The organism is Chitinophaga nivalis, assembly GCF_025989125.1.
GTDB classification, from domain to species: Bacteria; Bacteroidota; Bacteroidia; order Chitinophagales; family Chitinophagaceae; genus Chitinophaga; species Chitinophaga nivalis.
Window position 1 is genome coordinate 7,273,258 of sequence record NZ_JAPDNR010000001.1, and the last position, 21,988, is coordinate 7,295,245.

Genomic DNA, 21,988 nt, shown 5'->3' on the forward strand with positions numbered 1-21,988 from the left:
CTATTTTATTTGCGGCCACGGCGCAATGAGTTTGCCGGAATGAGCTTCAATATTACCCGCCAGCCAATCGTTTATCTTACCCATAAATGCTTGCAGATAGGGCTTTTGAAAATGCAGGTCCAGATCTTCCTGAGATCGCCACACTTCATACAAAAAGAAGGAACCATCTTTTTCTTCATGAATATTATATACCAGATTACCGGGCTCTTCGCGCGTTGGATTCACTAATAATAACAAGGCCTCACGCAGGGCTGCAGCCTGTTCTTTTTTAGGCCGCAGAAAACCATAGATGCTCACGATTTTACCTGCAATAGTGTCTATCTTTTTTTCGGCATTTATCTGCATCATTTCCGGACCTGTAGCTACCGGAATTTTACAGAAAAAGGAGGACGGAACGATGACAGATTTAGCTGCTATACTTCCTACGCTTGTCAGACAAACCAGCAGTGCTACTATTAATTTGTACATTTTTCAATTTATTTTAGATACGGCACAAATGTAAAGACGCAATCTGCAATTTTGTATATTAGCGACTAATTGTATGGTACGCACAGAAATGTAAGTATGAGTAAAATAAAAGAAAGCTCCACCAACTTTGCCAATAAACAAATACTCGGGACAGTATGCGCCGAGATCTATGCGGCTAGCCTCATCGGAGGCCAATGGACGTTAGCCATTTGTTGTCACCTGGCCAACGGGAAGCTACGCTTCGGAGAATTAAAGGAACTTATTCCCAATATTACAGAACGTATGCTGACGTTGCAGTTACGTAAAATGGAGGCGGATAAACTGGTCACACGCACAGTATATCCCACCGTACCTTTACGGGTAGAATATGAATTGACTGACAGCGGGCAAGCGCTAAGACCTATTATAAAACAGCTGGCTGCATGGGGACAAGAACACCGGAATAAAATCAGACACCGGAATAAAAAAGGTTTGCGATATCAAAAACAAACCGGACTACTATAATAGTAGCCCGGTCTTATTTTACTATAGTTTAAATTCAGGTGCATATTGCGCCACTCCTGAAATATGTTCCAACGCGCCAGGCTGCAGGGCCACCGCCATAAAGTTATTAGCGGGCAGCTCCACTGGCGGTAAAATACCCCATTGGATGGCAGGCGCAAATCCAAACTTAGGATAATAGTGTTCATGCCCCAATACGATAGCTGCTTCATATCCTAGTGTAGATGCTATTTCCAACCCCTTGCGAATTAAGGCACCGCCAATTCCCAGTCCCTGATAAGCTGGCAATACCGCTACCGGCGCCAGACCTACTACCTGATGTGTTGTCTGTGCTATTGTCATCGCTGTAAATAAAATATAACCGGTAATGATACCATTGGTTACTGCTACGAGTGACAGGGCCGGAATAAACGACTGGCTGCTTCTCAGCTCATTAACCAGCAATGCTTCGTCTTCCCGTTGGAAGGCCTGTTTATTGACATTAAATACCGCTTCGTAGTCCTGCGGTGTTGCGGCTCTTATGATGAGGTGGTTACTATTCATAATCCTTTATTTTATGCTTGTTGTTACAACAAACTGTGGTATTAATATTTATTTTTTTTACGCAGATGATTCGCTTCTCTGCTCATTTTACCAAAGCGACGTGCAGCGGTTCTTTTTTCGAATATACTTTGCTGAAATTTCGCCTGTTCCCGGTATAATTTCAAATAGCTTTGGTATACCAGCATTGGTATCTCTCCACTTTCTACGCCTGCTATTACTCCGCACCCCGGCTCATGATGATGGGTGCAATCGCTGAACCGGCAATAAGCCGCCAGTTCATTGATTTGCGGATGATGGGAGGTGATCATATCTCCATCAGCGATGGTGAGTCCCAGTTCACGCATACCTGGTGAATCAATCAACAGGCTGCCATTGGGTAATAGCAACAAGTTCCGTGTGGTGGTGGTATGTTTTCCTTTACCGGTTATTTCACTGATGCCTCCTGCCTGTTGCCGGGTTTGGCCCAGTAAAGTATTCATCAGGGTACTTTTTCCCACACCGGAAGACCCTAGCAATGCGTAGGTTTTCCCGGCTGTGAGGTATTGTTCTGTTAACACGGTTAAGGTATTTTTATCCGCTGCACTGATCAACAGTACCGGGCATTCATAGCCTAATGCTGTCACCTGTTGCCGATAATCTTCCGGATGCGCTACCAGGTCTTGTTTATTCAGCAACACGACTGGCTGTATCATACATTCCTTTACCTGTTGCAAATAACGCTGCAGGCGCATCAGGTTAAAATCGTGATCAAGCGCCTGTACAATCAAGGCCACATCCACGTGGGTGGCGATCACCTGTATATCGTTACTTTTTCCGGGTTGCTTCCGGCTTAATACATGCTGCCGGGGCAATACCTCCAGTATGATGGCCTGTTCTTCGTACAGGGTTACCAATACCCAATCGCCCACCTTAGGTAGTTCATGCGGCGCATTGTTGTATAACAGCGCACCTGCCAGCATCGCGTCTTTGATACCGGTGGTAGTAATCAGTTCATATTGTTGTCCCTGAAGAGCGGTTACTCTTGCGGGTGTCAGTGTTTTATCTGAACGGGAAGATAAATGATTTTCAAGATGGGAATTCCATCCATATTGATGCAATAATGACATTATTGATATAATTATAGCACTGTGTGCAAAAGACACGCGTCTTTAGCAACAGTTATTCACAAAATAAATAAAACGAAAAGTTGGGGAATGCACACAGTTATTCACTTAAAGCAAATAAAAACTTTAAATGAGCGACTGCGTTACGCTACAATTATATCCGCAGCAAATGGGCGATATGTAGAAAGATGTAATGTCATGAGGCGCAAAGGTAAACATTTCTTCGCTATCTGCCAAAGCACCCCTGCATGCCTTGACACCAGGATGCCGTATCAGCCATACCGATAGCGGCACTACACAGCACAATAAAGTCCTGTCTGCTATAGATGGCCACACCGATCTGACTGATGAATGATAACAGTGGCCTAACGAAAATAAATATACCGTTTCCGGCCAATCTGATCATCAATGATGTCCTAATGCTATAACGGGTCTGTTGCTAAAGGAAAGGAAAGTCGCTATTAATAAAGGTACGATCTGGAGACGCCAAAGACCATAAAGAAGCCGGTATGATATCGCCTGATAAATAGCCGCGACGATTACTAAATAAGGATAAGAGGCCGGTGCATTTATCCGGCCTCTTGATCACACTTCCTGCTCAGGAATTGTTATCGGCTATACTGATTACGTATAGCCCATACAGTTACCTGATGTATAAACGGTGATATTAAAGTGACAGTTATTTACAACAGCTGTTTTCACGCGGGAGCAGCTATGTGTCAGCCGCGGGGTCAGTTGTTTTGCTGGTTGGATGCTGGGGCAGTCGTCAATGGGTTAAATGACATACTGCTTTCAGGTTTTCTGGTTTTCAACAAAGTGCGCTCCTACAAAAGCTGCTACCCTATGTTTCGGGTAGGTTGCTGTGAGCGCTATGGTATTATTTTTCAGGGTAGTCTGACGTGTCAGATAATTTTTCTAGGCGGCTCTTCCTGCAATAGTAGCTTCCGGTACTTCCACCAACCGGCCACTCTTTACATCGTAGATATAACCATACACCGGAATATCGCCAGGTACGAGTGGGTGATTACGGATCCTTTTCACATCATCGATCACGCTGCCGGCAAGATCTTTAAAGGTCAGAAAAGAAATGAACCGGGCTTCATCCGAGCCGCCAGCGGTTTCTATATTGCGCCATCCTTTTTCATCTACGGTAGCTGTTTTCAGGCTGGTGGCCAGCAGGTCACGGATCACATCGTCCGTAAAAAGCTGCATCCCGCAGTCGGTGTGATGAATCACAAACCACTCCCGGGTACCTAGTAGTTTATGTGAAATAATCAGGGAGCGGATGGCATCATCACTGGCCCTCCCACCCGCATTGCGGATTACATGGGCGTCTCCTTCGCTTAACCCGGCATATTTAGCAGGGTCCAGCCGGGCGTCCATACAGGTGAGAATCGCAAACTTTCTTCCGGGGGGCAACGGTAGTTCGCTTTTTTCTCCGAATCCCTTGGCATATGCATCGTTTGCAGCCAGCACCTCCTGGTGCACCTGGCTGTTTTCCTGCTGCAGAATGGTTGAGTGACTCATAAAGTGAATTGTTTAGTATATTAAACCTATAGAGTAAATATATTTAAAAAACAGCAACCCAAATTTAAAATGGACAAATATTAGTGCAACTCCGTTGCAAATAACAGTTTAATGGTCATCCAACAAGCTCCTTTCTTCCTTTACTAAAATCAATGATTTTTTACAATTCCACGCCTGTCCACACAGCTACCTTTGCTAAAAATCAATACACACGATGCCATCTAAACATATCATCATAGCCAGCATAGCTGCTTTACTCGTACCAGGCATAGCCGCCTCACAATCTCATCACACTAAAAAAAATACCATCATGCATACCACACCAGATAACAAAAGCATCATCCGTGAACTGTATAGCAACACCCTGAACAAACACGATCTCACCGGATTACCAGCTATTATATCCGACGAATATACCGGTGCGAATGGCATCAAAGGTGCAGCCGGATTTGGTGCCGCCATGTCCGATCTGTTCCGCTCCTTTCCGGATATTCAATGGCAGGTAAAATCACTGCTGGCAGACGGCGACCAGGTAGCTGTACAATGGATATGGACAGGTACCCACCTGGGGGCCTTCCAACACATACCGCCCACCGGCAAAAAGGTAACTGCCACTGGCACCATCCACTATCAGCTGAAAGCCGGTAAAATCATCCACCTCGACTTACTCACAGACCGGCTCGGCTTTTTGCAGCAACTGGAAGCATTACCGGCAGATCTCACCACACTCCGTAAACACCCACTACAACAGACAGGCGTAAAATTCATCGATAAGTTCTTTGTTCCCGCCGCTGGCAAAACGGCCTTTTTACAACGACTTCATTTCAACCGCCACTTCATCAAAACATTGCCCGGCTTTATTGAAGATGCCGCCTATTCCTATACAGATGAACAAGGAAACTTCACGTGTATTACCGTCGCCAGCTGGGATAATATCACCAGTCTGACCCAGGCAAAAGAAGCCGTACAGGCAGAATACCGGAAACAGGGATTTGACCTCGCAGCCATGTTGGAACAACTGCATATTGTGGCCGACAGGGGCGTATACCAGGTAATGGAAAATTAAGGGATTATTTGACGGCTGTAGTATTCATCTACAGCCGTTTTCGGCATTTTGGATAACAAGAGTGCGTGTATCATTCATCATCAATCTGATACTATCTATCTCAATATAAATAGTACATTAGCATTAAATCCGTTGTAATGCTAGTTGTTGGCGAAAGCTATTCCAAAGAAACATTGTATTCCATCTTACAAGTTCCTACAGAAAAACAAAGAGGACCATGGAATACCGGGTATGTCAAATACAATAATGGTATTTATCTGTTTGCCAATATTGGTATTCCTGGTAGAACAGGTCACGATTACAATAATACCTGGGAAGGCCCTCATTTGGTATGGTATGCCAAAACAGCTTCGCATATTGGGCAACAGCTTATGCAGGAAATGATTAACAACACCACACCTGTTTACATTTTCACAAGAGAGGCCGATCGAGCGCCCTTCATCTATCATGGCATAGGACAAAGTATCGCCTATGAAGATACCCGACCTGTAAAGATTACCTGGCGCATCATCGCTGCTGCACAACAGACATCGGCTACTTCCTTCATAGATACAGAAAAGAGCTGGGCATTATTTTTAGCGAATGCTCAAAAAGCACTATTAGACCAGCACACTTTTACAACTGCACAACAAACAGCCACCTACCGTGTCGTAAATGTCACCGCTACCCAAGTGCAGATTGTAAATGCAGCTACACTTTCTAGGCACTCATCTCCCATTCCTATTACTTATAAAGATTTCCAACAGGTCATAACCACCATACAAACGAATACTGGCAAGCGGCGTAAAAACAATAATAATCGACAAGAAGCTATCGAAGCGGCCATTGTATGGCTAATACCTACCTTGGATTGGGATGACGCACTCCGGCCTGTTATCGACAAAGTAGACAATAACGATCCTAGCAATACGACGATGCTTACTGTAGAAGCCCAGGATGATCAAACCGTAACCTTGGTCACCACTTTAAAACGGTTGCGCAGAGGACAAAATAAACTCAGGAATTTTTTACTCCAACAATATGATGGAAAGTGTTGTATCACGGGATGTGATGTGAAAGAAGTATTGAATGCTTGTCACATTGAACCACATGCTGTGAAAGGATTGAATAATTCTCAAAATGCATTGTTACTACGTTCTGATATACATGACCTATGGGACGTCCATCTCATTGGCATTCATCCGCAGACCTTGGAAATACATATTAAAGATGTTCTCAAAAATACGGCTTATGCCAGCTTAGCAAAAAAACAATTAGCCATCCGACGAGACCAACAAAATCCCGATCCTGCTGCCCTCACTGCCCGCTGGCACCTCTTCGCCCCTAAAACATCCTCCTGAATCTATCAGGCAGATGCTCCCACCGCTTCCATACCAGTACCATTCATGGCCATCATATAGTTGCAGTTGTGGACAATGAATAATATCTCCTTTGCATTAAACGTTTCGCCGGTGTTCATCTCATAATCTACCCGGCAATTACACCAGTCCATAGTTGCATCAATAGACATTACCACTTCCCGCGCTGCATCCAGTAACACAAACTCCAGGTTCAGCAGGTGTTTCACTTTCAACAAATATTCCTTTTTGTTGATCGTCATCGCGATACTCAGATTCCAGTTAATTTTTGACTCGCCAACAACTGTATCCGATTGCTCCAACAGGATTTTATTGCCCCAGATACCCATTGGCCTGATTTGCAGTGTTTCTTCTCCCGTTTCCATGACAGCCTGGTAAGAATACCATTTGGGATAACTGATGTGTCCTAATGGGTTGTTGTTTTCTGATAACTGACAGTTTTGTTTGGTGGATTTTACCTGATATGTTTTCATATGTTGTTGATTTATTGAATTAGTAGGCAGCTAATCAAAAACGTTACAACATTTTGAATAAAAATCTTCACCGGCCTTCCGGTTACCACAGCAAATTCGCCACCAGACCATCTATCCGGCAGAAAAAAAAATCCTGATCAATTTATAAAAACGGGGATATCATCGCAGGGTGCGCAGGCGATCTGCTTCCTTTTGCAGGGTTTTCCTGACGGCTGCAGATCTGGTGAGCTGAATCGCGGTATGGTAATACGCGATGGCCTTCTCTGTATCTATCGCTGTATATAAATATCCTAACAGCGAATGATACTCGCTCATCTCCGCCAGATTCAGCTGCAGGGCCTCTTTTATCCCCTCCTCCGCTCCATATACCTTCGCAAAAGCAAAGGTTCTGTTTAATGCCGTCATCGGAGAATAGGCCAGCAGGATCAGCTGATTATACAGTTGTAAGATATGTTTCCACTTATCAGTATCTGTAGGGGTTGTATGCCAATAAGCAATACCTGCTTCCAGGTGATACCTGGACACCTCGTTACCGGAGCAGGCATTCACCAGGTAGTAGTTCCCTTTTTCAATCAGCTCCCGGCTCCAGCGGCTTTTATCCTGCTGTTCAAACAGAATCGTTTCGCCGGCAGCATCTTCCCGGGCTTCCAACCGGGAACTTTGAAAACACATCAGGGCCAGCAAAGCGTTCGCCTGGGTAGTATTGGTCAGTGGATTTTCTGTTAGCAGCAATCCCAGTCGCAAGGCTTCTGAACAAAGGTCTTTCCGGATAATATGGTTATTGGATTTAGAATAATAGCCTTCATTAAACAAAAGGTAAACCGTTTTCAGCACTACGTCCAACCGCGACTGAATGGCCGATTCATCCGGCTGCTGCAGCTGGAAATGATCTTCCCGCAGCATAGCCCTGGCCCGGAAAAGTCGCTTTTTGATAGTGGCGGTATTCGTCAGAAAAGCATCCGCAATCTCTTCTACACTGAAACCACAAAGTATTTGTAATGCCAGGCATATCTGGGCTGTCGCGGCATTCGCGGGATTGCATACTGCAAATATCATCGCCAGCTGGCTGTCAGTAATGATTTGTGGGGTAAATTCAATTTCCGGGGCAGGATCCGCGGCGTCGGGTTTAATCGCGTCTTTGATCCGGTTTTCAAAAAGATCGATCCGCTTCAGGTAATCTTTGGTTTTATTTTTAGCGACGGTATATAACCAGGCGGTCGGGTTTTCCGGAATTCCCCGGACACGCCACGTTTCCGTTGCCTTCAAAAAGGTTTCGCTGACAATATCTTCTGCAATAGCCATATGTGCCAGCCCGAAATGGCGGCATAATACTGCCGTCATTTTCGCATACTCTCCTCTGAACAGCTGCGGCAAAAGCTCCTGCTGAAACCTGTTTTCCGCTGCCATCAATACGTACTTTTATCTTCCGGTTTTAACAGGGCCCGTACTTCAATGGTACCTCCGGCTTTCAGACTGGGATTGGCCTGGGCCCACTCCACTGCCTCATCTATGGTAGCTGCCTTTATGATTACATAGCCACTGATGAATTCCCTGATTTCTGTAAAGGGACCATCGGTCACAACATTACCCGGCTTCACAGTTTTGGCGGTGCCTACCGACAAGGCATTACCCTTATCCACCAGCTGCTGTCTGGCCACGATTTGTTCCAGCCACTGCATCCTTTCCTGCAATTCTTCCGGCGACGGATTGGCGTGAGGATTCACGCTGTTCCTGAAAATTAATACAAACTCCTGCATGGTCTCGCATTTTATGTTTCCTGATGAATAACGATTGAAAACACCGAAGGGGGACAACTAAGTTAATTTATTTTATTTTCACCCATTCGGCATCCTTCCCCCGGGTATTATACGTCACCAGCTTAAGCGGTTTATCCGGTGCTTCCCGCACAAATACAAACCGCAACGGCGCCTCTTTTATATAAAAACTGTCCTTTGCAGCAGCATGCAACTGTACCAATGGCAGCCGGGCTGCAGGATTGGATGCTTTCACGAACAGCTTATCGGCCTCTCGGGTAATGATCAGCTGGTGTTCCGTGGTATATTGGTATACCCCTACATACGATTCCAACACCGTCGGCGACAGGATGCTATCTTCCAACGGTTTCCCGATTGCCAGCCGGGCGATATCTGTTGTCAGCACCGTCCAATCCATATCCGCTTCATAGCCGTTAAATAAAGCGGCCACAAATACATCCTGCTCCGGCAAATAGATGATATCACTTTGAAACCCGTCGGTGCTACCACTATGTGTGATGGCTTTGCTGCCCCCTATATCCTGTATAAACCAACCATAGCCATACTGCGAGGCCGTGCCATCCGGGAAGCGGTAGGGTGTAGTAGCCGCCAACAGCGAGGTATTGTTTAGCAACACGCCTTTGTACAATGCTTGCTGAAAATGCAACAGGTCATCTACATTGGCTTCCAGGCCCCCTGCAGCATACATGGTAGTTATTTCCTCCAATGGCACCTGTTTAAAAACGCCTTTGGACCGCATATAGCCGGTAACAAGCCCTCCATCCGTATTTCCAGGGTTGCTGTAACGGGTATGCAGTAAACCGGCTTTATCAAAAATATGCTGCTGCAGGTAGCTTTCATAAGACAAACCCGTGATCTTTTCCAGGATATACCCCAAAAGATAATAGTTGGAATTACTGTAGGCATAATTGCTACCGGGTGTGAACTCCAGTGGTTCCTCCCGGATATAGTCTATCCCCTGCGCGAGGGTATATGTTTTCCGTGCCTTTGCGGGATTATATATAGCCGCATAATTCTTTATGCCCGATGTATGGGTCAGCAGGTGTTGGATCGTAATAACCGCTCCTTTGGAAGGATACTCCGGAACGTATCGTTGTATACTATCCTGCAGGGAGAGCTTCCCCTGTTCTACCAGTTGTAATATAGCAGTGGCTGTAAATGGTTTGGTCACAGAACCTATCCGGAAAATCATTTCCGGCTGCATGGGCAGCTGCTGTTTTTTGTTTGCCCAGCCAAATGCTTTCCGATAACTGACTTTACCCTGTTGGGCCACCAGCACTACGGCGCCAGGCGCTACCTGTTCCAGCCTGGCGGCGATTAACTGATCAAGGCGGCCGGCCAGAGAAGTATCCGGCTTTTCCTGGCCATAAAGAACACCCGTAACGATAAAGCAATACAGGCTACATAACAAAGTTCGTAACATGTTGACAAGGATTATCCGGAGATGATGACATGATGTGAATAAACCGAAAATACACAATAATTACCGGCTTCGAAAGCGCCTTTATATCCCAGCTAAACAAAAAAAAGCCGGAGAACCATGTTCTCCGGCTTCACACCATTAAATTATAACTATGCAAAAGCAACTTAGTTCACTGGGTGAGGCGCAATTAACTGCACCTGTACGGATCCGCCGCCATCGAGACTGATACCTTTCTTAAAGGCATTGGCATCGCCTTTCGGATCAAATTCATAGATAGCTGCTTCCTGTCCTACCGGTGCAATGCCCGTATAATACTTCTCTTTGAATACCAACGGAGAACGTACCATGCCTACCGGACTTAAAGGCGTATTCATTAAAGTGGCCTTTTTATTTTTAAGATCCAGCTTTACTACCTGGGCGATATTTTTATACCGATCACGCAGGGAGGTCATCAGGTCTTCGAATTGTACGGCACCAAATGCAATACCATTGCTAACATAGGTCATGCCCATCAGACAGCCTTGCTGGCCTACCTGGCTGGTTACATCAAAGAAATAGTCTTTATCAAAATCAGCCGTTCCTTTTTTAATCCGCACAACACCGGAGCGACCACCTAATCCGGTCCAATATTTACCGGCACTTACCACAAAATAATGGTTCCCTTCTTCATCCTTGTCTACAGTTGACAAATAATCGTATCCGATGCCACCTGCTGTCACATTGGTTTGAATCACCTTCATATTGTTCATGGCCGGATAATCGTATACCAGTGCCCGTACCCCATCCACTACATAGGTTTTCTTTTTGTTGTCATAAAAATAGCCGCCTACAATAAACTTACCATTGTCGACAAAACCTTTTCCGACAAAATATTCTACATCCGGATTCGCCGCATCAAAAGGCACCTGTAAATTTCCTTTGGCCACTACCTTGAACTCAGGAATAGCGATACGCGCCCAGCCAATCACACCATTGTTACCGGCATCCAATGCACCTAATACCAGGATATTGTTATCATCAATCACATTAATAGACTGGAAATAATTCGGTACTACGCCGTCTGTTAACAGATAATCTACCTGTTTGAGTGTACCATCCGATTTCATTTCATACCGGATAAATTTTTTCTCCGGCAGGTTCATCAGGTAAACATATTGTTTATGCCAGATGTACCGGGAGCCGTTGGCTTCCAGCCCTTTTCCCTTGAACGACAGGGCGCCGCTGCTCAGGGAAGGTACCGCTGCTACATATTGCTGATCCTGTGTCCAGCTGGCAATGGTAAAATGCTGCTGCCCTGGTGTTGTAACAGGCGGCGTACTGTTGTCATCGTTTTTCTTACAGGCCGTCGTGCACGCCATCATAAAGAGCCCCAAAGCTGCTGTGGCAAATAATGAGGTGCGTTGGGAAAATTTGTTCATGTTTCCTTCGATTATTTATGTTAATGTGATGAGTTGCTTAAAAAATATCTCAGCTTAATACTGTTGTATCTGCCGGGTTTTTGTAAGAGATAATTATCATATACCTGCTGATCAAAAATATTTCTGCATTCCAGGCTGATACTGTAACGGTTATCTTTCAAACGAAGCGTAACGCCTGCGTCCTGCACAAATTGTCCGGGTATGATTTTTTTACCGGGACGTTCTCCCATGCTGGGCCAGCCCAGGAAATACTCCTGTACATAATGTGTACTGACATAACAGGAAAGATGATGTGGTAGCCCAAAGAGCTTTTCCTTATTAAACCGTACTTCTCCATTCGCCATCAGCCAGGGCATATTACGCAGCCTGTCGTTGTATACAATATTGGGAGCGCCGGTATTCGTAAATGCCTCTTTATTCCGGATGTCCTGCCAGGTAACGTTGGCCGTGGCTTCCAGCCATTTTTTATTGCTGTAGCTGAACTCTGCTTCTACTCCGCGGCTCGCGATCTTGCTAATATTTTCATATCGGGCCGTACCAAAATGATCCCCTTCTCCCAACCATATCAGGTTATTGGTATTCCGGTAAAATACACCCGTGTTAACGCCTATACGATATTTTTTACCTTCCCACTGTTGCTGCACACCGGCATTGATATTCATACTCCGTTCCGGTTTCAGCGTAGGGGCATTCAGGATAGTATTACCATCCCCCAATAATTCTACCGCTTCCGGCAGTCTGGTAGCATATTCCATCGACAGCTTCAATAACAGGTTACGTTTCAGCTGCAATCGGGAAGCATAGCCGCCCCCCCAGGCCTGGTCATTCATTTGCAGGTGGGTCACTACCTGTTCATTATGATCGTTGTAGCCATATGTGTTGGCGCCCGCCTGATAGGAAAAATGTTTGGCAAAAAAAGTGTTGGACCATCGTTGATCAAAACACAATATTTCATAGGAAAGTCCGGCTACCTGCTTTTGCAGTTGCTGCGGTTCCCGGAATGGAATCGTCCACGCTGCCACGCCTATTTTATCCGTACCCGTACGCCGAAGGTGATTCAATACATAGTTGAAACGAAAGATATGCTGCTCTGACAGCCGGTAGGTCATATTACCTCTTGCCAACAGGTTATGATCGTTGAAAGTATAAATAGATTGCCGTGCTTTGATTCCCCCCAGCTCTCCTTTTACCTTATCTGATATTACGGCTCCGGCCCAGTTATATTTCCGGGTACCTGTATCGACAGTGGTGCCTTCCAGCTGGCTGTAAGAAGCAAAGATGTCTGCCTGCAAACCTTTGGTGAATAAATCTTTTTTGGAAAACTTCAGGTGGGGCATCCATAACTTTTCATTATATCGGACATCACCGTATACAAAAGCCATGGTACGACCGGTTTGGATACCTTTTCGCAGATCCGCCAGCGTTATGCCCAGCAACAGCTGGTCTGCCCAGCGCTTGTTGGTTACGCCGGCTTCTGTGGTAATATTCAATGCCGTATAATCATCATTGAAACGTCTCAGTCTGGGCTCGCCCGGCAATGGCCGGCTATATTCATCAACCAGCTCAATGGTTCGCCCCCATACCTGATAATTGTTTTTGGAATAATTGTAAAAAGCCTGGGTGGATATTACAAAACCTTTGGGTTGCTGCCACTTACCGGATACCGCCAGTTTATGGGTCTGAAAGGAACCCATGGTATACGATGCATCCAGGTAGCTACGTTTATCCTTTCGCGTGATGATGTTGACGGCTCCCCCCAAGGCATCGCCACCCAGTTCAATCGGTGTAACACCTTTGTATACCTCTACGCGGTCTACCATATTTACCGGCAGATTATTAATACTGAAAGCCGTACCAAAATTATCCATCGGTATGCCGTCTATAAAAAACTTTACGGCTTTGCCGGATAAGCCATTGATGCTATAGTTAAACTCAGAGCCGAGGCCACCTGTTTCCCGCACCCTTACGCCGCTGACGGCGTCCAGTAAGCGGTTCATATCCACATCTCTGTCCCGTATTTTTTTCACATCCACCACAGTGGCCGTAAAAGCTTTATTGGGCAAGGCGGCAGTAGCCGACTGTTCCCGGACTTCCACAGCATTGATCTGGCTAACGGCCGGTTGCAGCTGCACGGATACCTGTGATATATGTCCTGGCTGCACGGTGACGCTTTTCTCCTGTGCTTCATAACCGACAGCAGTGACCAATAAAATGTAGGTGCCTGGTGCAATACGATGAATATAAAAAGTGCCGTTATCGGCGGCTACTGCACTGAAAGTGCCACCCTTCAGCTGAACAGTAGCGCCCTTAACCGGGCTGGCATTGGTGTTGGTGATGATACCGCTGATGGTTTCCTTACCCGGCTGTTGTGCATATACACCGGTAAAAAAAAGCATGGCAAGCACCATCAGGAAAATATTTCCTGATCGCATAGTCTGAATAGATGATAGCGGGTACCGAAGTACTATCCGCCTGATTTTAAAACTATATAGCCAGATTAAAACGTTGTATTAACCGGGTACTGAATGAACGCGGGAGACCATCCGCGATTTCATCTTTTGTAGCAGAGATAAGATGATAATCATCATCTGTCATGGCCATGTAGGTCTGGCCCTGATGCAGGTGTACCTGATCGTTGCAAGGCATTTCTCCACAACCGGACAATCCGGTATTGAACTGAATATCCCGGCTGCCTGCAGCCTTATTCACTACAGATACCGCTCCGCAGAAAGCTATATTGCCGGCGTCGCCGGTTAACTGAATATCTATTTTACAAACGCTGTTGGCTTCTATTTTGAATTCCAGGTTGCCGACAGTGATCGTCCTGGCCGTTGTGTAGGCCCGGTTATCGATGATCAGCGATCGGGTCAGCCAGGGACTGTTTTTGAATACCATTCCCAATACCATTAATAAGCAGGCGGCTACCGGATAGTATACCAGTCGCCGGATACGGGCTTTGCGCTGCCGGTTCCTGGCGACTGTTCTGGTGTTGTCTATTACCTGCCACATCTGCTCTTTAACAGCTACAGTAGCCACATCTGTCCATTCCTGCAACGGCATCTCTTCTTCGGTATCCAGCAACCACTGCTCCACGGCAGCCCGTTCCGCCGGGGAACAGGTACCCACATGATATTGTTGTAATAATGCCGGAGAAATTTTCATGTCATTCGTTTCCTACCTATAAAGTTGCTTCCCGATCGCAAAACCCTACATCAGCAAAAAAAAATTCTTACATAAATGGCTATATCACCGTAAAACACCGGATAACACTACATTTTACCGAATACTAAAATAAAATTCCCAATCGCGTAAATACTTATTCACCCCAATCCCTAAATTTGCGCCCCATGTTCAACTTTAGTACTGCTGCATGCTTTAGGGCTGTAACCTGCACTGTGTTATTATAAAAAATATACGATCGGCCATGCCTGGTAAATCTGGTAGTATGGCCACCTGAATCATGCGTGATAAAAACACTATACGGATAGACGAGGAAACGTTTGTAAAGGCTTATGAAGCATGCTGGAAAGCACTTTATATGACCTGCTGCAAATATGTGAACGATACGGAAGCCGCGCAGGAAATTGTACAGGACTTGTTTATCAGCATCTGGGAAAGAAGAGCCGTTATTGAGATTCAGACTTCACTTAAACAATACCTGTTTAGTGCATTAAAGTTGAAAATATTTGAATACTACCGCAAACAAAGCGTCCGGAATAACTACCTGCAGCAAACGCCCTTTCCGGAAGGGAAACATCTCACAGAAGAAGCCGTATTATATAAAGACCTGCAACAGGCACTGGGATTGGCTATTGCCAGTTTGCCCGACAGATGCCAGCAGGTATACCGGCTAAGCCGCGAAAAAGGAATGGATAATAAATCTATTGCAGCGGCCCTGGTCATTACAGAAAAAGCAGTGGAAGGCAATATTACCCGCGCGCTCAGTTATATAAAAAAAAGGCTGAAACGTTTCCGGGAATAGCCCATCACCAGCCCCATTCATCGTTTGATGAGATGTTTATCAATCAACAGCATCAGCTCATCTTTATAATTTCTGCTTACCGGAATTTTATGGGTATCAATGGTAATTTCATTGCCGGAGAAGGATTGTATTTTATCAACAGCTACAATAAAAGATTTCTGTATACGCAGGAATTTCCCTGCCGGCAACTGTTCTTCGATCGATTTCATGGTAGTCAGCGTCAGAAATTTCTGATGCCGCGTATAGATAGTCACATAATTCTGACTGCCTTCAATAAATAAAATGTCCTGATAGGTGATCTTCTCATAACCATGACTACACTTAATAAAGAAAAATTCTGTGGCGGCTGGCTGTGTTTCTTCTTTTGACTGCAGCCATTCCCGGGCGCGATTTACCGCCCGCAGAAAGCGTTCCGGCGTAATAGGCTTCACCAGGTAATCCAGTACATTCAATTCAAAGCCTTCCAGGGCAAAGTTGGGATAGGCTGTTGTGATCACTACCAGCGGTTTGATGGTCAGTCCCCGCAGAAAGTCGATACCACGTATTTTCGGCATTTCAATATCCAGGAACATCAGGTCTATTTTCTGCTGTCCGAGTACCTGACTGGCTTCCATCACATTACTGCACACAGCAGCCAGTCTGAGTATACCGGCATCCTGTATCAGCAGCTGCAGGCCTTCACGGGCCAGCGGTTCATCATCTACAATCATGCATGTTATGTTCATATGATCCTGATAGTGAGCAGCACCCGGTAGTTTGCAGGACCAGGTGTGATCTGTAAATGATAATTTCCTTTATAAATAAGTTCCAGCCGGCGCTTTACGTTTTCCAGTCCGATCCCGCCGGTTTTGTTTGCTACCGGCATAGCCACCGTTTCCACAGTGTTTTCTACCTCCAGCATAAAGGTATCCTTTTTATAGCCCAGCTGCAGCCGGATATGGTTGGCCTGATTCGTATAGGCCGATACATATTTAAAGGCATTTTCCACGAAAGGGATCAGCAATAACGGCGCAATGGCAAAGTTACGGACTTCCGCTCCTACCTGGTAATCCAGCTGCAACGCAGGGCCTTTACGCAGGGTTTCCAGTTGTATGTAATTGTCCAGGTAAAGCACTTCCCGCTCGATAGGTATTACAGGGGTATTACATTCATACAGCTGATAACGCAGCATATCTGCAAACGTAGCCAGTGTATTGGCAGCCAGGTCCTGATCTTTTCTGATGAGTACATAAATACTATTGATGGCATTAAACAGAAAGTGCGGATTCATCTGTGATTTGAGGAAACGTAATTCATTTTCTGTCTGTTCTTTTTCTATCGTTCGCTGATGCCGGTCTGCAGCTAATTTATCCTTCACCAGTTTTGCGGCAAAGAAAAGAAAGGACGTATAAAAATTCGTCATCCCGGTATACAGGGAAAAATTCAGGACCATTGCCAAAGATGCAGGCGGCTGATGACGGAGGAAATAGATTTCCAGCCAGGCAATCACCAACGCCGATACGACCAGTGATACACAAAATGCGAGTATAAACTGCAGGTATTTTTTAACATAGAAGTACTTCGGCAACAGGTAATAAATGATGGTATACACGAGGATAGCCTGAAAAAACAGCCAGATGGCAGTAGATATAACCGCACCGGGCAATGGTGTACCGTAGTTCAGATGCGTCATGTAGGTCCAGAACATCAGATCGATGGTCCAGAACAGGATATGAATCCCTTTGTATTTGGTAAAGAAGGTGTGCATCATAGCTACAAGGTAGGTCTACCGTAGTAAAGCAACAATCTTAATGGACGAAATATACCTGCCGGTTGATCAAATACCAAATAGCAGTCGTATACAACGCGGAACACCACAAATATAGCGGTAACTATGGTTTCATCCGTTATTCCCGGCGGCTTATCAAAACGATTTTTCATCTCCGGCAGCAAACGGTCACTTTGCAGGTAACATTCCTCATCACTAAACTACCTTTTATGAAACAGTTTTTTGCTATGGTATCGCCCCGCTTACTATTACTGCTTTGTTTGTTTTTTGGCATCCGGCATATGGATGCCGCAGCGGCCAACCACTATTCTTTTGCCGTTAAAAAAGAAGGCCGGGGTACTCCACTGATCTTTTTACCTGGCGCCTATTGTTCCGGCGCCGTATGGGATGAAACCGTGGCGCACTACAAAAAAAACTATACCTGTTACCAGATTACCCTGCCCGGTTTTGGCGGACAGCCGCCCATTCAGTCTGATAGCCTGCTTAATACCGTTGTACACGAACTGGCTGATTTCATCCGGGAAAACAAACTGCAAAAGCCAGTCATTGTGGGCCATAGCCTGGGAGGCTGGCTGGCACTGCAACTGGGCATCCGCTATCCCGACCTGCCAGGAAAACTGATATGTGTAAGTTCGGGGCCTTTTCTGCCGGCATTTTTTATGGGCGCCCATGTTACCCCCGACAGTACCCGGGCGATGGCACTGGAGATGAAAAAACAAATGTCGGCACCAACACCGGCCCACGTAAAATCCGGCCAGCAGCGCATGCTGGCAAGTATGATCACCGATGCCCGTAATATTAAAAAGGTGGCCGATATGGCCGCTACCGCTGATGGTCCTACACAAGGCACGGTGATGTATGAATTATATACCACTGATCTGCGCGATCTTATTCACCTGATCCGATGCCCTATCCTGGTACTGGCCGATTGGGCTGGTTATAAAGATTATGGCGCTACCCGTACCAGCGTACTGGAAAATTATCAGCTCCAATATAAGCAGGCACCTCAGACCATTATTGCCATGAATGATCAGGCCAAACACTTTATCATGCTGGACCAGCCGGTGTGGTTCTTTCATCAGGTAGATAGTTTTCTGCGCCCGTAACAGCGTATGCCCTCTATTACGCCAACGGGTATGATCTTTAGCGATAGCATACCGGTTGGCGCTATCATCCGGAACAAGCAGGTTTATTTATCTTTGCAATATGCATAACAAGCGCAAACCAGGACACTACACCTCCATGGAGGATTACCTGCATCAGCTTAATCCGGATAATGATTTTCGTGTTGCAACAGAACGTACACAACAAATAGCTGTTTTCAAAAGAGAAGAAGAACATACCCAATGCCGGTTAATAACGGAGCTACATAGAAGCGGATATTATAAAATATCCTACATCGCCGCAGGAAGTGGTACTTTTCATACTGCAGATCATCACTTTGATATAGCGCCAGGCATGATCGTTGTTACCAAGCCCGCAGCAGCGCTGCGTTGGGAGCTGACCGATGCGGTACAAACCGGCTTCTATGTATTGTTTGCTGCCGATTTTTATGATGTGGGGCTACTACCCCTATACCGGATAGCAAATGCGTTACAAACAACTACTGGCTGCTGGTATTATCAAACAACGCCCGATACCCGGGATTTACTTTCCGATCTCTTTCAACAACTGCATCGTCATCGTCACCAACCGGCATTCGCCCGGCACTATCTTCGTTTACTGGTTGCCGCCATCAATCAGCTGAACGACAATCAGGCACATACTTATCAAACACGCAGTGAAGCAACTATCAAGGATTTCCAGCTGTTAATCGACACCAGACTGTCGCATATTTCCGACATGGATCATGCGGATCTCTTCTCTGTTAAAACCTATGCCCACGCATTAAAGCTGGATGATAACTATCTGAATACCCTTTGTAAAGCCATTACCGGCAAAAGTGCGGGGGCCATCATCAAGGAAAAAGTAGCCGCCGAAGCCAGGCTGCTACTATCGGGCACTACTTTATCCATCAGCGAAATTGCCTACCGGCTTTGTTTTTATGATGCCGCTCATTTTTCGCACTGGTTCCGGAAAATACAACAGCAGTCACCGACTGCCTATAGAGCTGCTTTTATGTACAAGTAATACAATCATCTGTACAAAGATATCTTCTTATACCGGTCTAGCTTTGCGTAAATATTTTCAATATGCATACGCCAACTACCACCATGTTCCTGGATAACCGGATCAAAACCTTGTCCATTACGCCACTGAAAAAAAGAAAAAACATCTCCCGTACACAGTTTCAGCAATACTGGAAAGATATTCACGGCCCGGTCTGTGCACGGCTACCACATCTTGGCATATATGTGCAGCATCACATGCACCCTTCCAATCCGGATTTATTTCCGGTCATTGCGGGCGTCGACAACCTGGTGTCGCCGGAAAATGCCTGGGATGGGTTTGCGGAAATAGGTTTCTTTTCCGATGCAGATCTGCAGCAATGGTTGCCCACTACTGCCATCCTGTTTGATGATGAACAGAACGTATTTGATACCACCGTTGCTTATTATGGCGACAATAATTCCGCTACACATAAAGATATCCGGGAATCGCTGATCACCAATGGCAATGATGGCAGAAAATTCTTTTATCTCTTTATCCATCCGAAAACAACCGTAACATTGGATGCAGCAGATCATTTCTTCCGGGATGCTTTTCTGCCGGCATTCCAGCAACATCCTGCCATCAGTCGTTTACGATACCATATGCTGGCGCCGCACGACAACACCACACCTCAGCCACCAGCACCTAATGTGCAGCACTACCTGGCATCGGAGCACCAACACCGGTATGTGATAGAATTGGCAGCTGCCGATCTGCTGGAGTTAAAAAGCGTATATGCGTCACCGGCATTTCAACAACTGCTGCCAGGTATAGCGCAACATTTCAGCCACATACATCCTTTTGAAAGTGCTGACAGGTACACCATGGCCTATAACGGGCAAATCACCAATATAGGATTAAGAGGTGCTACCAACGCCGCACTGATAACAGCCATTGGGGCGGAAAATCAAATCAGGGAAGATGTCCGCTCTTTATTACTGACTGGTAGTTATCATCATGCTTAAAAGCGACTCCATACGGAACCGCCTTAAAAGAAATGATCCGCTTTAAAAGCGGATCATTTCTTTTAAGGCGGCTCATCCGGTATTCAAGCAATACTATTATTTTAAACAGGCCAGAAACAAGCTATCTCCCGCATGTACGTCTGCCTGCTGTAGTTTTTCATCATCTTTCAGTCTTTTCTTTTTGTATACAATACTACCCTTCCGGCAAGGTATACTGGTTTGTGCAATGACCTTTTCTTTGAGTTCACCAGCTGTATTATCACCATTTACTTCTACCTTGACAAAGTGTATGGCTTTGTTTTCATGATACCCTACCGCTACTTCAAATTTCCCGGCTGGCTCCTGCAACAGGTTAGTGGAAGCCTGATCTGAAGCGTTGGTGCCAATAGTTACTCCCACCGCAAACAGGGCACAAAAAAGCGCGGACAACATCATCGTGGATTTTTTCATAAAAGATTGGTTTAAGAGTGGAACAAAAATGAAAATATCAACATTTGATTACTGTGATATACACCCCTGTACAGCGCTTTGTTCAAAGATTTTTCACCAGTGACCAAATACCCTATCTGCCTGCTATATTTTACCATCATATCGATAGGATGCTACCATTTCGCAGGTACTACCCACTTTTAATGATAGCTATCAAAAACAGGCTGTTTTGATTTATCTTAGTAACTGTTCACATTTTTGTTTTTAATTCCCTCATCCTTTCTCTTATGGCACAATATGATCCTCTTGCATATGGCTATCGGGCAGTTGCCGAAGCCATTCCCTACCGCGGCCCTGAATGGTATTCCCTGCACGTAAGACTGGGCGATCTCACCGGTTGCTCCGTCCTGGATTTAGGCTGCGGAGATGGTATGAGCAGCCGGCGGCTAAAATCATGGGGCGCCGCGCAGGTAACCGGCGTGGATGTTTCTGAAGAGATGATTAAACTGGCGCAGCTGACAGAATCCCACAATCCCATGGGCATCGAATACAACCACGCTGATGTAACTACCATGCAACCTATCGGCACCTTTGATGTGGTAACCGCTTCCTATCTGTTACATTACGCCAGCAGCCTTACAGAACTGCAACAAATGGCACAATCGGCCTACGATAACCTGAAACCGGGCAAACAGTTTATCACCAGCAACCTCAATCCGCTGGCGCCGCCCCTGCCGGAGCTGGATCTCCCGGAACACAAACTGCATTACCGGCTTACCTCCAACCTATTGGCAGATGGCCTCCCCATGGATGGCACCCTCCTGCACGACGGGCAACAAATCACCTTTAAGGCCTGGTGGTATAGCTGGCAAACCTATCAGACCGTTTTTCGCGACGCAGGATTTACCAACTGTGCTATCGTTCCCTATCTGATACCGGAAGAAGAAATCAACAAATACCCACCCGGTTTCTGGGCGCCCTATTATGCCGCCCCCTGGGTGATTCAGTTTATCTGCCACAAACCGCTGGTATAGCCCA

The 21,988-nt window shown here is 45.8% G+C and carries 22 protein-coding genes; 8 read left to right on the forward strand and 14 right to left on the reverse strand.

The annotated features are described in order from the left end of the window. Nucleotides 1–468 carry a putative quinol monooxygenase gene (locus tag OL444_RS26605; protein ID WP_264728423.1) on the reverse strand — a complete coding sequence of 156 codons (468 nt, stop codon included), beginning with the start codon at nt 466–468 and terminating at the stop codon, nt 1–3. Nucleotides 469–564: 96 nt separating this feature from the next. Here OL444_RS26605 and OL444_RS26610 point away from each other — a divergent pair, with 96 nt between their 5' ends. Next, the gene (locus tag OL444_RS26610) at nt 565–972 is read left to right on the forward strand and encodes a winged helix-turn-helix transcriptional regulator (protein WP_264728421.1); all 408 of its coding nucleotides are present in this window, start codon (nt 565–567) and stop codon (nt 970–972) included. A 21-nt stretch (nt 973–993) separates the two neighbouring features. Here the strand turns inward: OL444_RS26610 and OL444_RS26615 are convergent, their stop codons facing one another. From OL444_RS26615 to OL444_RS26625, 3 genes are all read right to left on the reverse strand, one after another. After that, nucleotides 994–1,512, reverse strand: coding sequence for a GNAT family N-acetyltransferase (locus OL444_RS26615; protein WP_264728419.1), 519 nt, complete (start codon nt 1,510–1,512; stop codon nt 994–996). A 41-nt stretch (nt 1,513–1,553) separates the two neighbouring features. Beyond that, a complete protein-coding gene (gene rsgA, locus OL444_RS26620; protein WP_264728417.1) occupies nt 1,554–2,618 on the reverse strand; it encodes a ribosome small subunit-dependent GTPase A in 1,065 nt (354 codons plus the stop codon). A gap of 912 nt (nt 2,619–3,530) precedes the next feature. Next, nucleotides 3,531–4,142, reverse strand: a complete 612-nt coding sequence (locus OL444_RS26625; RefSeq protein ID WP_264728415.1) for a beta-class carbonic anhydrase — start codon at nt 4,140–4,142, stop codon at nt 3,531–3,533. 214 nt (nt 4,143–4,356) lie between these two features. Here OL444_RS26625 and OL444_RS26630 point away from each other — a divergent pair, with 214 nt between their 5' ends. After that, entirely contained in the window at nt 4,357–5,208 is an 852-nt protein-coding gene (locus tag OL444_RS26630) for an ester cyclase (protein WP_264728413.1), read from the forward strand. A gap of 137 nt (nt 5,209–5,345) precedes the next feature. Further along, on the forward strand, nt 5,346–6,548 hold the full coding sequence (locus OL444_RS26635; RefSeq protein ID WP_264728410.1) for an HNH endonuclease: 1,203 nt from the start codon (nt 5,346–5,348) through the stop codon (nt 6,546–6,548). Between the two features lie 5 nt (nt 6,549–6,553). On the opposite strand, the gene OL444_RS26640 is transcribed toward OL444_RS26635, so the two are convergent. From OL444_RS26640 to OL444_RS26670, 7 genes are all read right to left on the reverse strand, one after another. Further along, nucleotides 6,554–7,039 carry a hypothetical protein gene (locus OL444_RS26640; RefSeq protein ID WP_264728408.1) on the reverse strand — a complete coding sequence of 162 codons (486 nt, stop codon included), beginning with the start codon at nt 7,037–7,039 and terminating at the stop codon, nt 6,554–6,556. A gap of 159 nt (nt 7,040–7,198) precedes the next feature. Next, entirely contained in the window at nt 7,199–8,446 is a 1,248-nt protein-coding gene (locus tag OL444_RS26645; RefSeq protein WP_264728406.1) for an RNA polymerase sigma factor, read from the reverse strand. Further along, nucleotides 8,446–8,796, reverse strand: a complete 351-nt coding sequence (locus tag OL444_RS26650; protein WP_264728404.1) for a YciI family protein — start codon at nt 8,794–8,796, stop codon at nt 8,446–8,448. The genes OL444_RS26645 and OL444_RS26650 overlap by 1 nt, the downstream gene beginning before the upstream one ends. Before the next feature lie 67 nt (nt 8,797–8,863). Then, on the reverse strand, nt 8,864–10,237 hold the full coding sequence (locus OL444_RS26655) for a serine hydrolase domain-containing protein (protein ID WP_264728402.1): 1,374 nt from the start codon (nt 10,235–10,237) through the stop codon (nt 8,864–8,866). 164 nt (nt 10,238–10,401) lie between these two features. Beyond that, nucleotides 10,402–11,655 (reverse strand): DUF4374 domain-containing protein, encoded by a 1,254-nt coding sequence (locus OL444_RS26660; RefSeq protein ID WP_264728400.1) that lies wholly within the window; start codon nt 11,653–11,655, stop codon nt 10,402–10,404. A gap of 20 nt (nt 11,656–11,675) precedes the next feature. Then, the gene (locus tag OL444_RS26665; protein ID WP_264728398.1) at nt 11,676–14,087 is read right to left on the reverse strand and encodes a TonB-dependent receptor; all 2,412 of its coding nucleotides are present in this window, start codon (nt 14,085–14,087) and stop codon (nt 11,676–11,678) included. Nucleotides 14,088–14,139: 52 nt separating this feature from the next. After that, on the reverse strand, nt 14,140–14,817 hold the full coding sequence (locus OL444_RS26670) for a hypothetical protein (RefSeq protein WP_264728396.1): 678 nt from the start codon (nt 14,815–14,817) through the stop codon (nt 14,140–14,142). Nucleotides 14,818–15,115: 298 nt separating this feature from the next. Between OL444_RS26670 and OL444_RS26675 the strand changes: the two genes are divergently transcribed. Beyond that, a complete protein-coding gene (locus OL444_RS26675) occupies nt 15,116–15,637 on the forward strand; it encodes an RNA polymerase sigma-70 factor (protein WP_264728394.1) in 522 nt (173 codons plus the stop codon). 17 nt (nt 15,638–15,654) lie between these two features. On the opposite strand, the gene OL444_RS26680 is transcribed toward OL444_RS26675, so the two are convergent. Together OL444_RS26680 and OL444_RS26685 are read right to left on the reverse strand one after the other, a co-directional pair. After that, the gene (locus OL444_RS26680; RefSeq protein ID WP_264728392.1) at nt 15,655–16,362 is read right to left on the reverse strand and encodes a LytR/AlgR family response regulator transcription factor; all 708 of its coding nucleotides are present in this window, start codon (nt 16,360–16,362) and stop codon (nt 15,655–15,657) included. Continuing rightward, nucleotides 16,359–17,387 carry a sensor histidine kinase gene (locus OL444_RS26685; RefSeq protein ID WP_264728391.1) on the reverse strand — a complete coding sequence of 343 codons (1,029 nt, stop codon included), beginning with the start codon at nt 17,385–17,387 and terminating at the stop codon, nt 16,359–16,361. Before OL444_RS26685 ends, OL444_RS26680 begins: the two co-directional genes overlap by 4 nt. 62 nt (nt 17,388–17,449) lie before the next feature. On the opposite strand from OL444_RS26685, the gene OL444_RS26690 reads away from it, so the two are divergent. The 3 genes from OL444_RS26690 (at nt 17,450) to OL444_RS26700 (ending at nt 20,521) form a co-directional block, all read left to right on the forward strand. Continuing rightward, nucleotides 17,450–18,511: an alpha/beta fold hydrolase gene (locus tag OL444_RS26690; protein ID WP_264728389.1), complete on the forward strand. Its 1,062-nt coding sequence runs from the start codon at nt 17,450–17,452 to the stop codon at nt 18,509–18,511. A gap of 100 nt (nt 18,512–18,611) precedes the next feature. Then, the gene (locus OL444_RS26695) at nt 18,612–19,535 is read left to right on the forward strand and encodes a helix-turn-helix domain-containing protein (RefSeq protein WP_264728387.1); all 924 of its coding nucleotides are present in this window, start codon (nt 18,612–18,614) and stop codon (nt 19,533–19,535) included. Nucleotides 19,536–19,597: 62 nt separating this feature from the next. Continuing rightward, nucleotides 19,598–20,521, forward strand: coding sequence for an EthD domain-containing protein (locus OL444_RS26700; protein WP_264728385.1), 924 nt, complete (start codon nt 19,598–19,600; stop codon nt 20,519–20,521). 96 nt (nt 20,522–20,617) lie between these two features. Here the strand turns inward: OL444_RS26700 and OL444_RS26705 are convergent, their stop codons facing one another. Then, nucleotides 20,618–20,971 carry a ubiquitin-like domain-containing protein gene (locus OL444_RS26705; protein WP_264728383.1) on the reverse strand — a complete coding sequence of 118 codons (354 nt, stop codon included), beginning with the start codon at nt 20,969–20,971 and terminating at the stop codon, nt 20,618–20,620. Nucleotides 20,972–21,237: 266 nt separating this feature from the next. Between OL444_RS26705 and OL444_RS26710 the strand changes: the two genes are divergently transcribed. Continuing rightward, nucleotides 21,238–21,984, forward strand: coding sequence for a class I SAM-dependent methyltransferase (locus tag OL444_RS26710; protein ID WP_264728381.1), 747 nt, complete (start codon nt 21,238–21,240; stop codon nt 21,982–21,984). Nucleotides 21,985–21,988 lie beyond the last annotated feature (4 nt).

Coding starts and splice junctions, on each gene's coding strand:
- OL444_RS26675 (WP_264728394.1), top strand. CDS start 15,116: ATGCGTGATAAAAACACTATACGGATAGACGAGGAAACGTTTGTAAAG.
- OL444_RS26630 (WP_264728413.1), top strand. CDS start 4,357: ATGCCATCTAAACATATCATCATAGCCAGCATAGCTGCTTTACTCGTA.
- OL444_RS26680 (WP_264728392.1), bottom strand. CDS start 16,362: ATGAACATAACATGCATGATTGTAGATGATGAACCGCTGGCCCGTGAA.
- OL444_RS26665 (WP_264728398.1), bottom strand. CDS start 14,087: ATGCGATCAGGAAATATTTTCCTGATGGTGCTTGCCATGCTTTTTTTT.
- OL444_RS26645 (WP_264728406.1), bottom strand. CDS start 8,446: ATGGCAGCGGAAAACAGGTTTCAGCAGGAGCTTTTGCCGCAGCTGTTC.
- OL444_RS26670 (WP_264728396.1), bottom strand. CDS start 14,817: ATGAAAATTTCTCCGGCATTATTACAACAATATCATGTGGGTACCTGT.
- OL444_RS26660 (WP_264728400.1), bottom strand. CDS start 11,655: ATGAACAAATTTTCCCAACGCACCTCATTATTTGCCACAGCAGCTTTG.
- OL444_RS26685 (WP_264728391.1), bottom strand. CDS start 17,387: ATGATGCACACCTTCTTTACCAAATACAAAGGGATTCATATCCTGTTC.
- OL444_RS26640 (WP_264728408.1), bottom strand. CDS start 7,039: ATGAAAACATATCAGGTAAAATCCACCAAACAAAACTGTCAGTTATCA.
- OL444_RS26705 (WP_264728383.1), bottom strand. CDS start 20,971: ATGAAAAAATCCACGATGATGTTGTCCGCGCTTTTTTGTGCCCTGTTT.
- OL444_RS26695 (WP_264728387.1), top strand. CDS start 18,612: ATGCATAACAAGCGCAAACCAGGACACTACACCTCCATGGAGGATTAC.
- OL444_RS26635 (WP_264728410.1), top strand. CDS start 5,346: ATGCTAGTTGTTGGCGAAAGCTATTCCAAAGAAACATTGTATTCCATC.
- OL444_RS26700 (WP_264728385.1), top strand. CDS start 19,598: ATGCATACGCCAACTACCACCATGTTCCTGGATAACCGGATCAAAACC.
- OL444_RS26610 (WP_264728421.1), top strand. CDS start 565: ATGAGTAAAATAAAAGAAAGCTCCACCAACTTTGCCAATAAACAAATA.
- OL444_RS26710 (WP_264728381.1), top strand. CDS start 21,238: ATGGCACAATATGATCCTCTTGCATATGGCTATCGGGCAGTTGCCGAA.
- OL444_RS26655 (WP_264728402.1), bottom strand. CDS start 10,237: ATGTTACGAACTTTGTTATGTAGCCTGTATTGCTTTATCGTTACGGGT.
- rsgA (WP_264728417.1), bottom strand. CDS start 2,618: ATGTCATTATTGCATCAATATGGATGGAATTCCCATCTTGAAAATCAT.
- OL444_RS26650 (WP_264728404.1), bottom strand. CDS start 8,796: ATGCAGGAGTTTGTATTAATTTTCAGGAACAGCGTGAATCCTCACGCC.
- OL444_RS26615 (WP_264728419.1), bottom strand. CDS start 1,512: ATGAATAGTAACCACCTCATCATAAGAGCCGCAACACCGCAGGACTAC.
- OL444_RS26625 (WP_264728415.1), bottom strand. CDS start 4,142: ATGAGTCACTCAACCATTCTGCAGCAGGAAAACAGCCAGGTGCACCAG.
- OL444_RS26605 (WP_264728423.1), bottom strand. CDS start 468: ATGTACAAATTAATAGTAGCACTGCTGGTTTGTCTGACAAGCGTAGGA.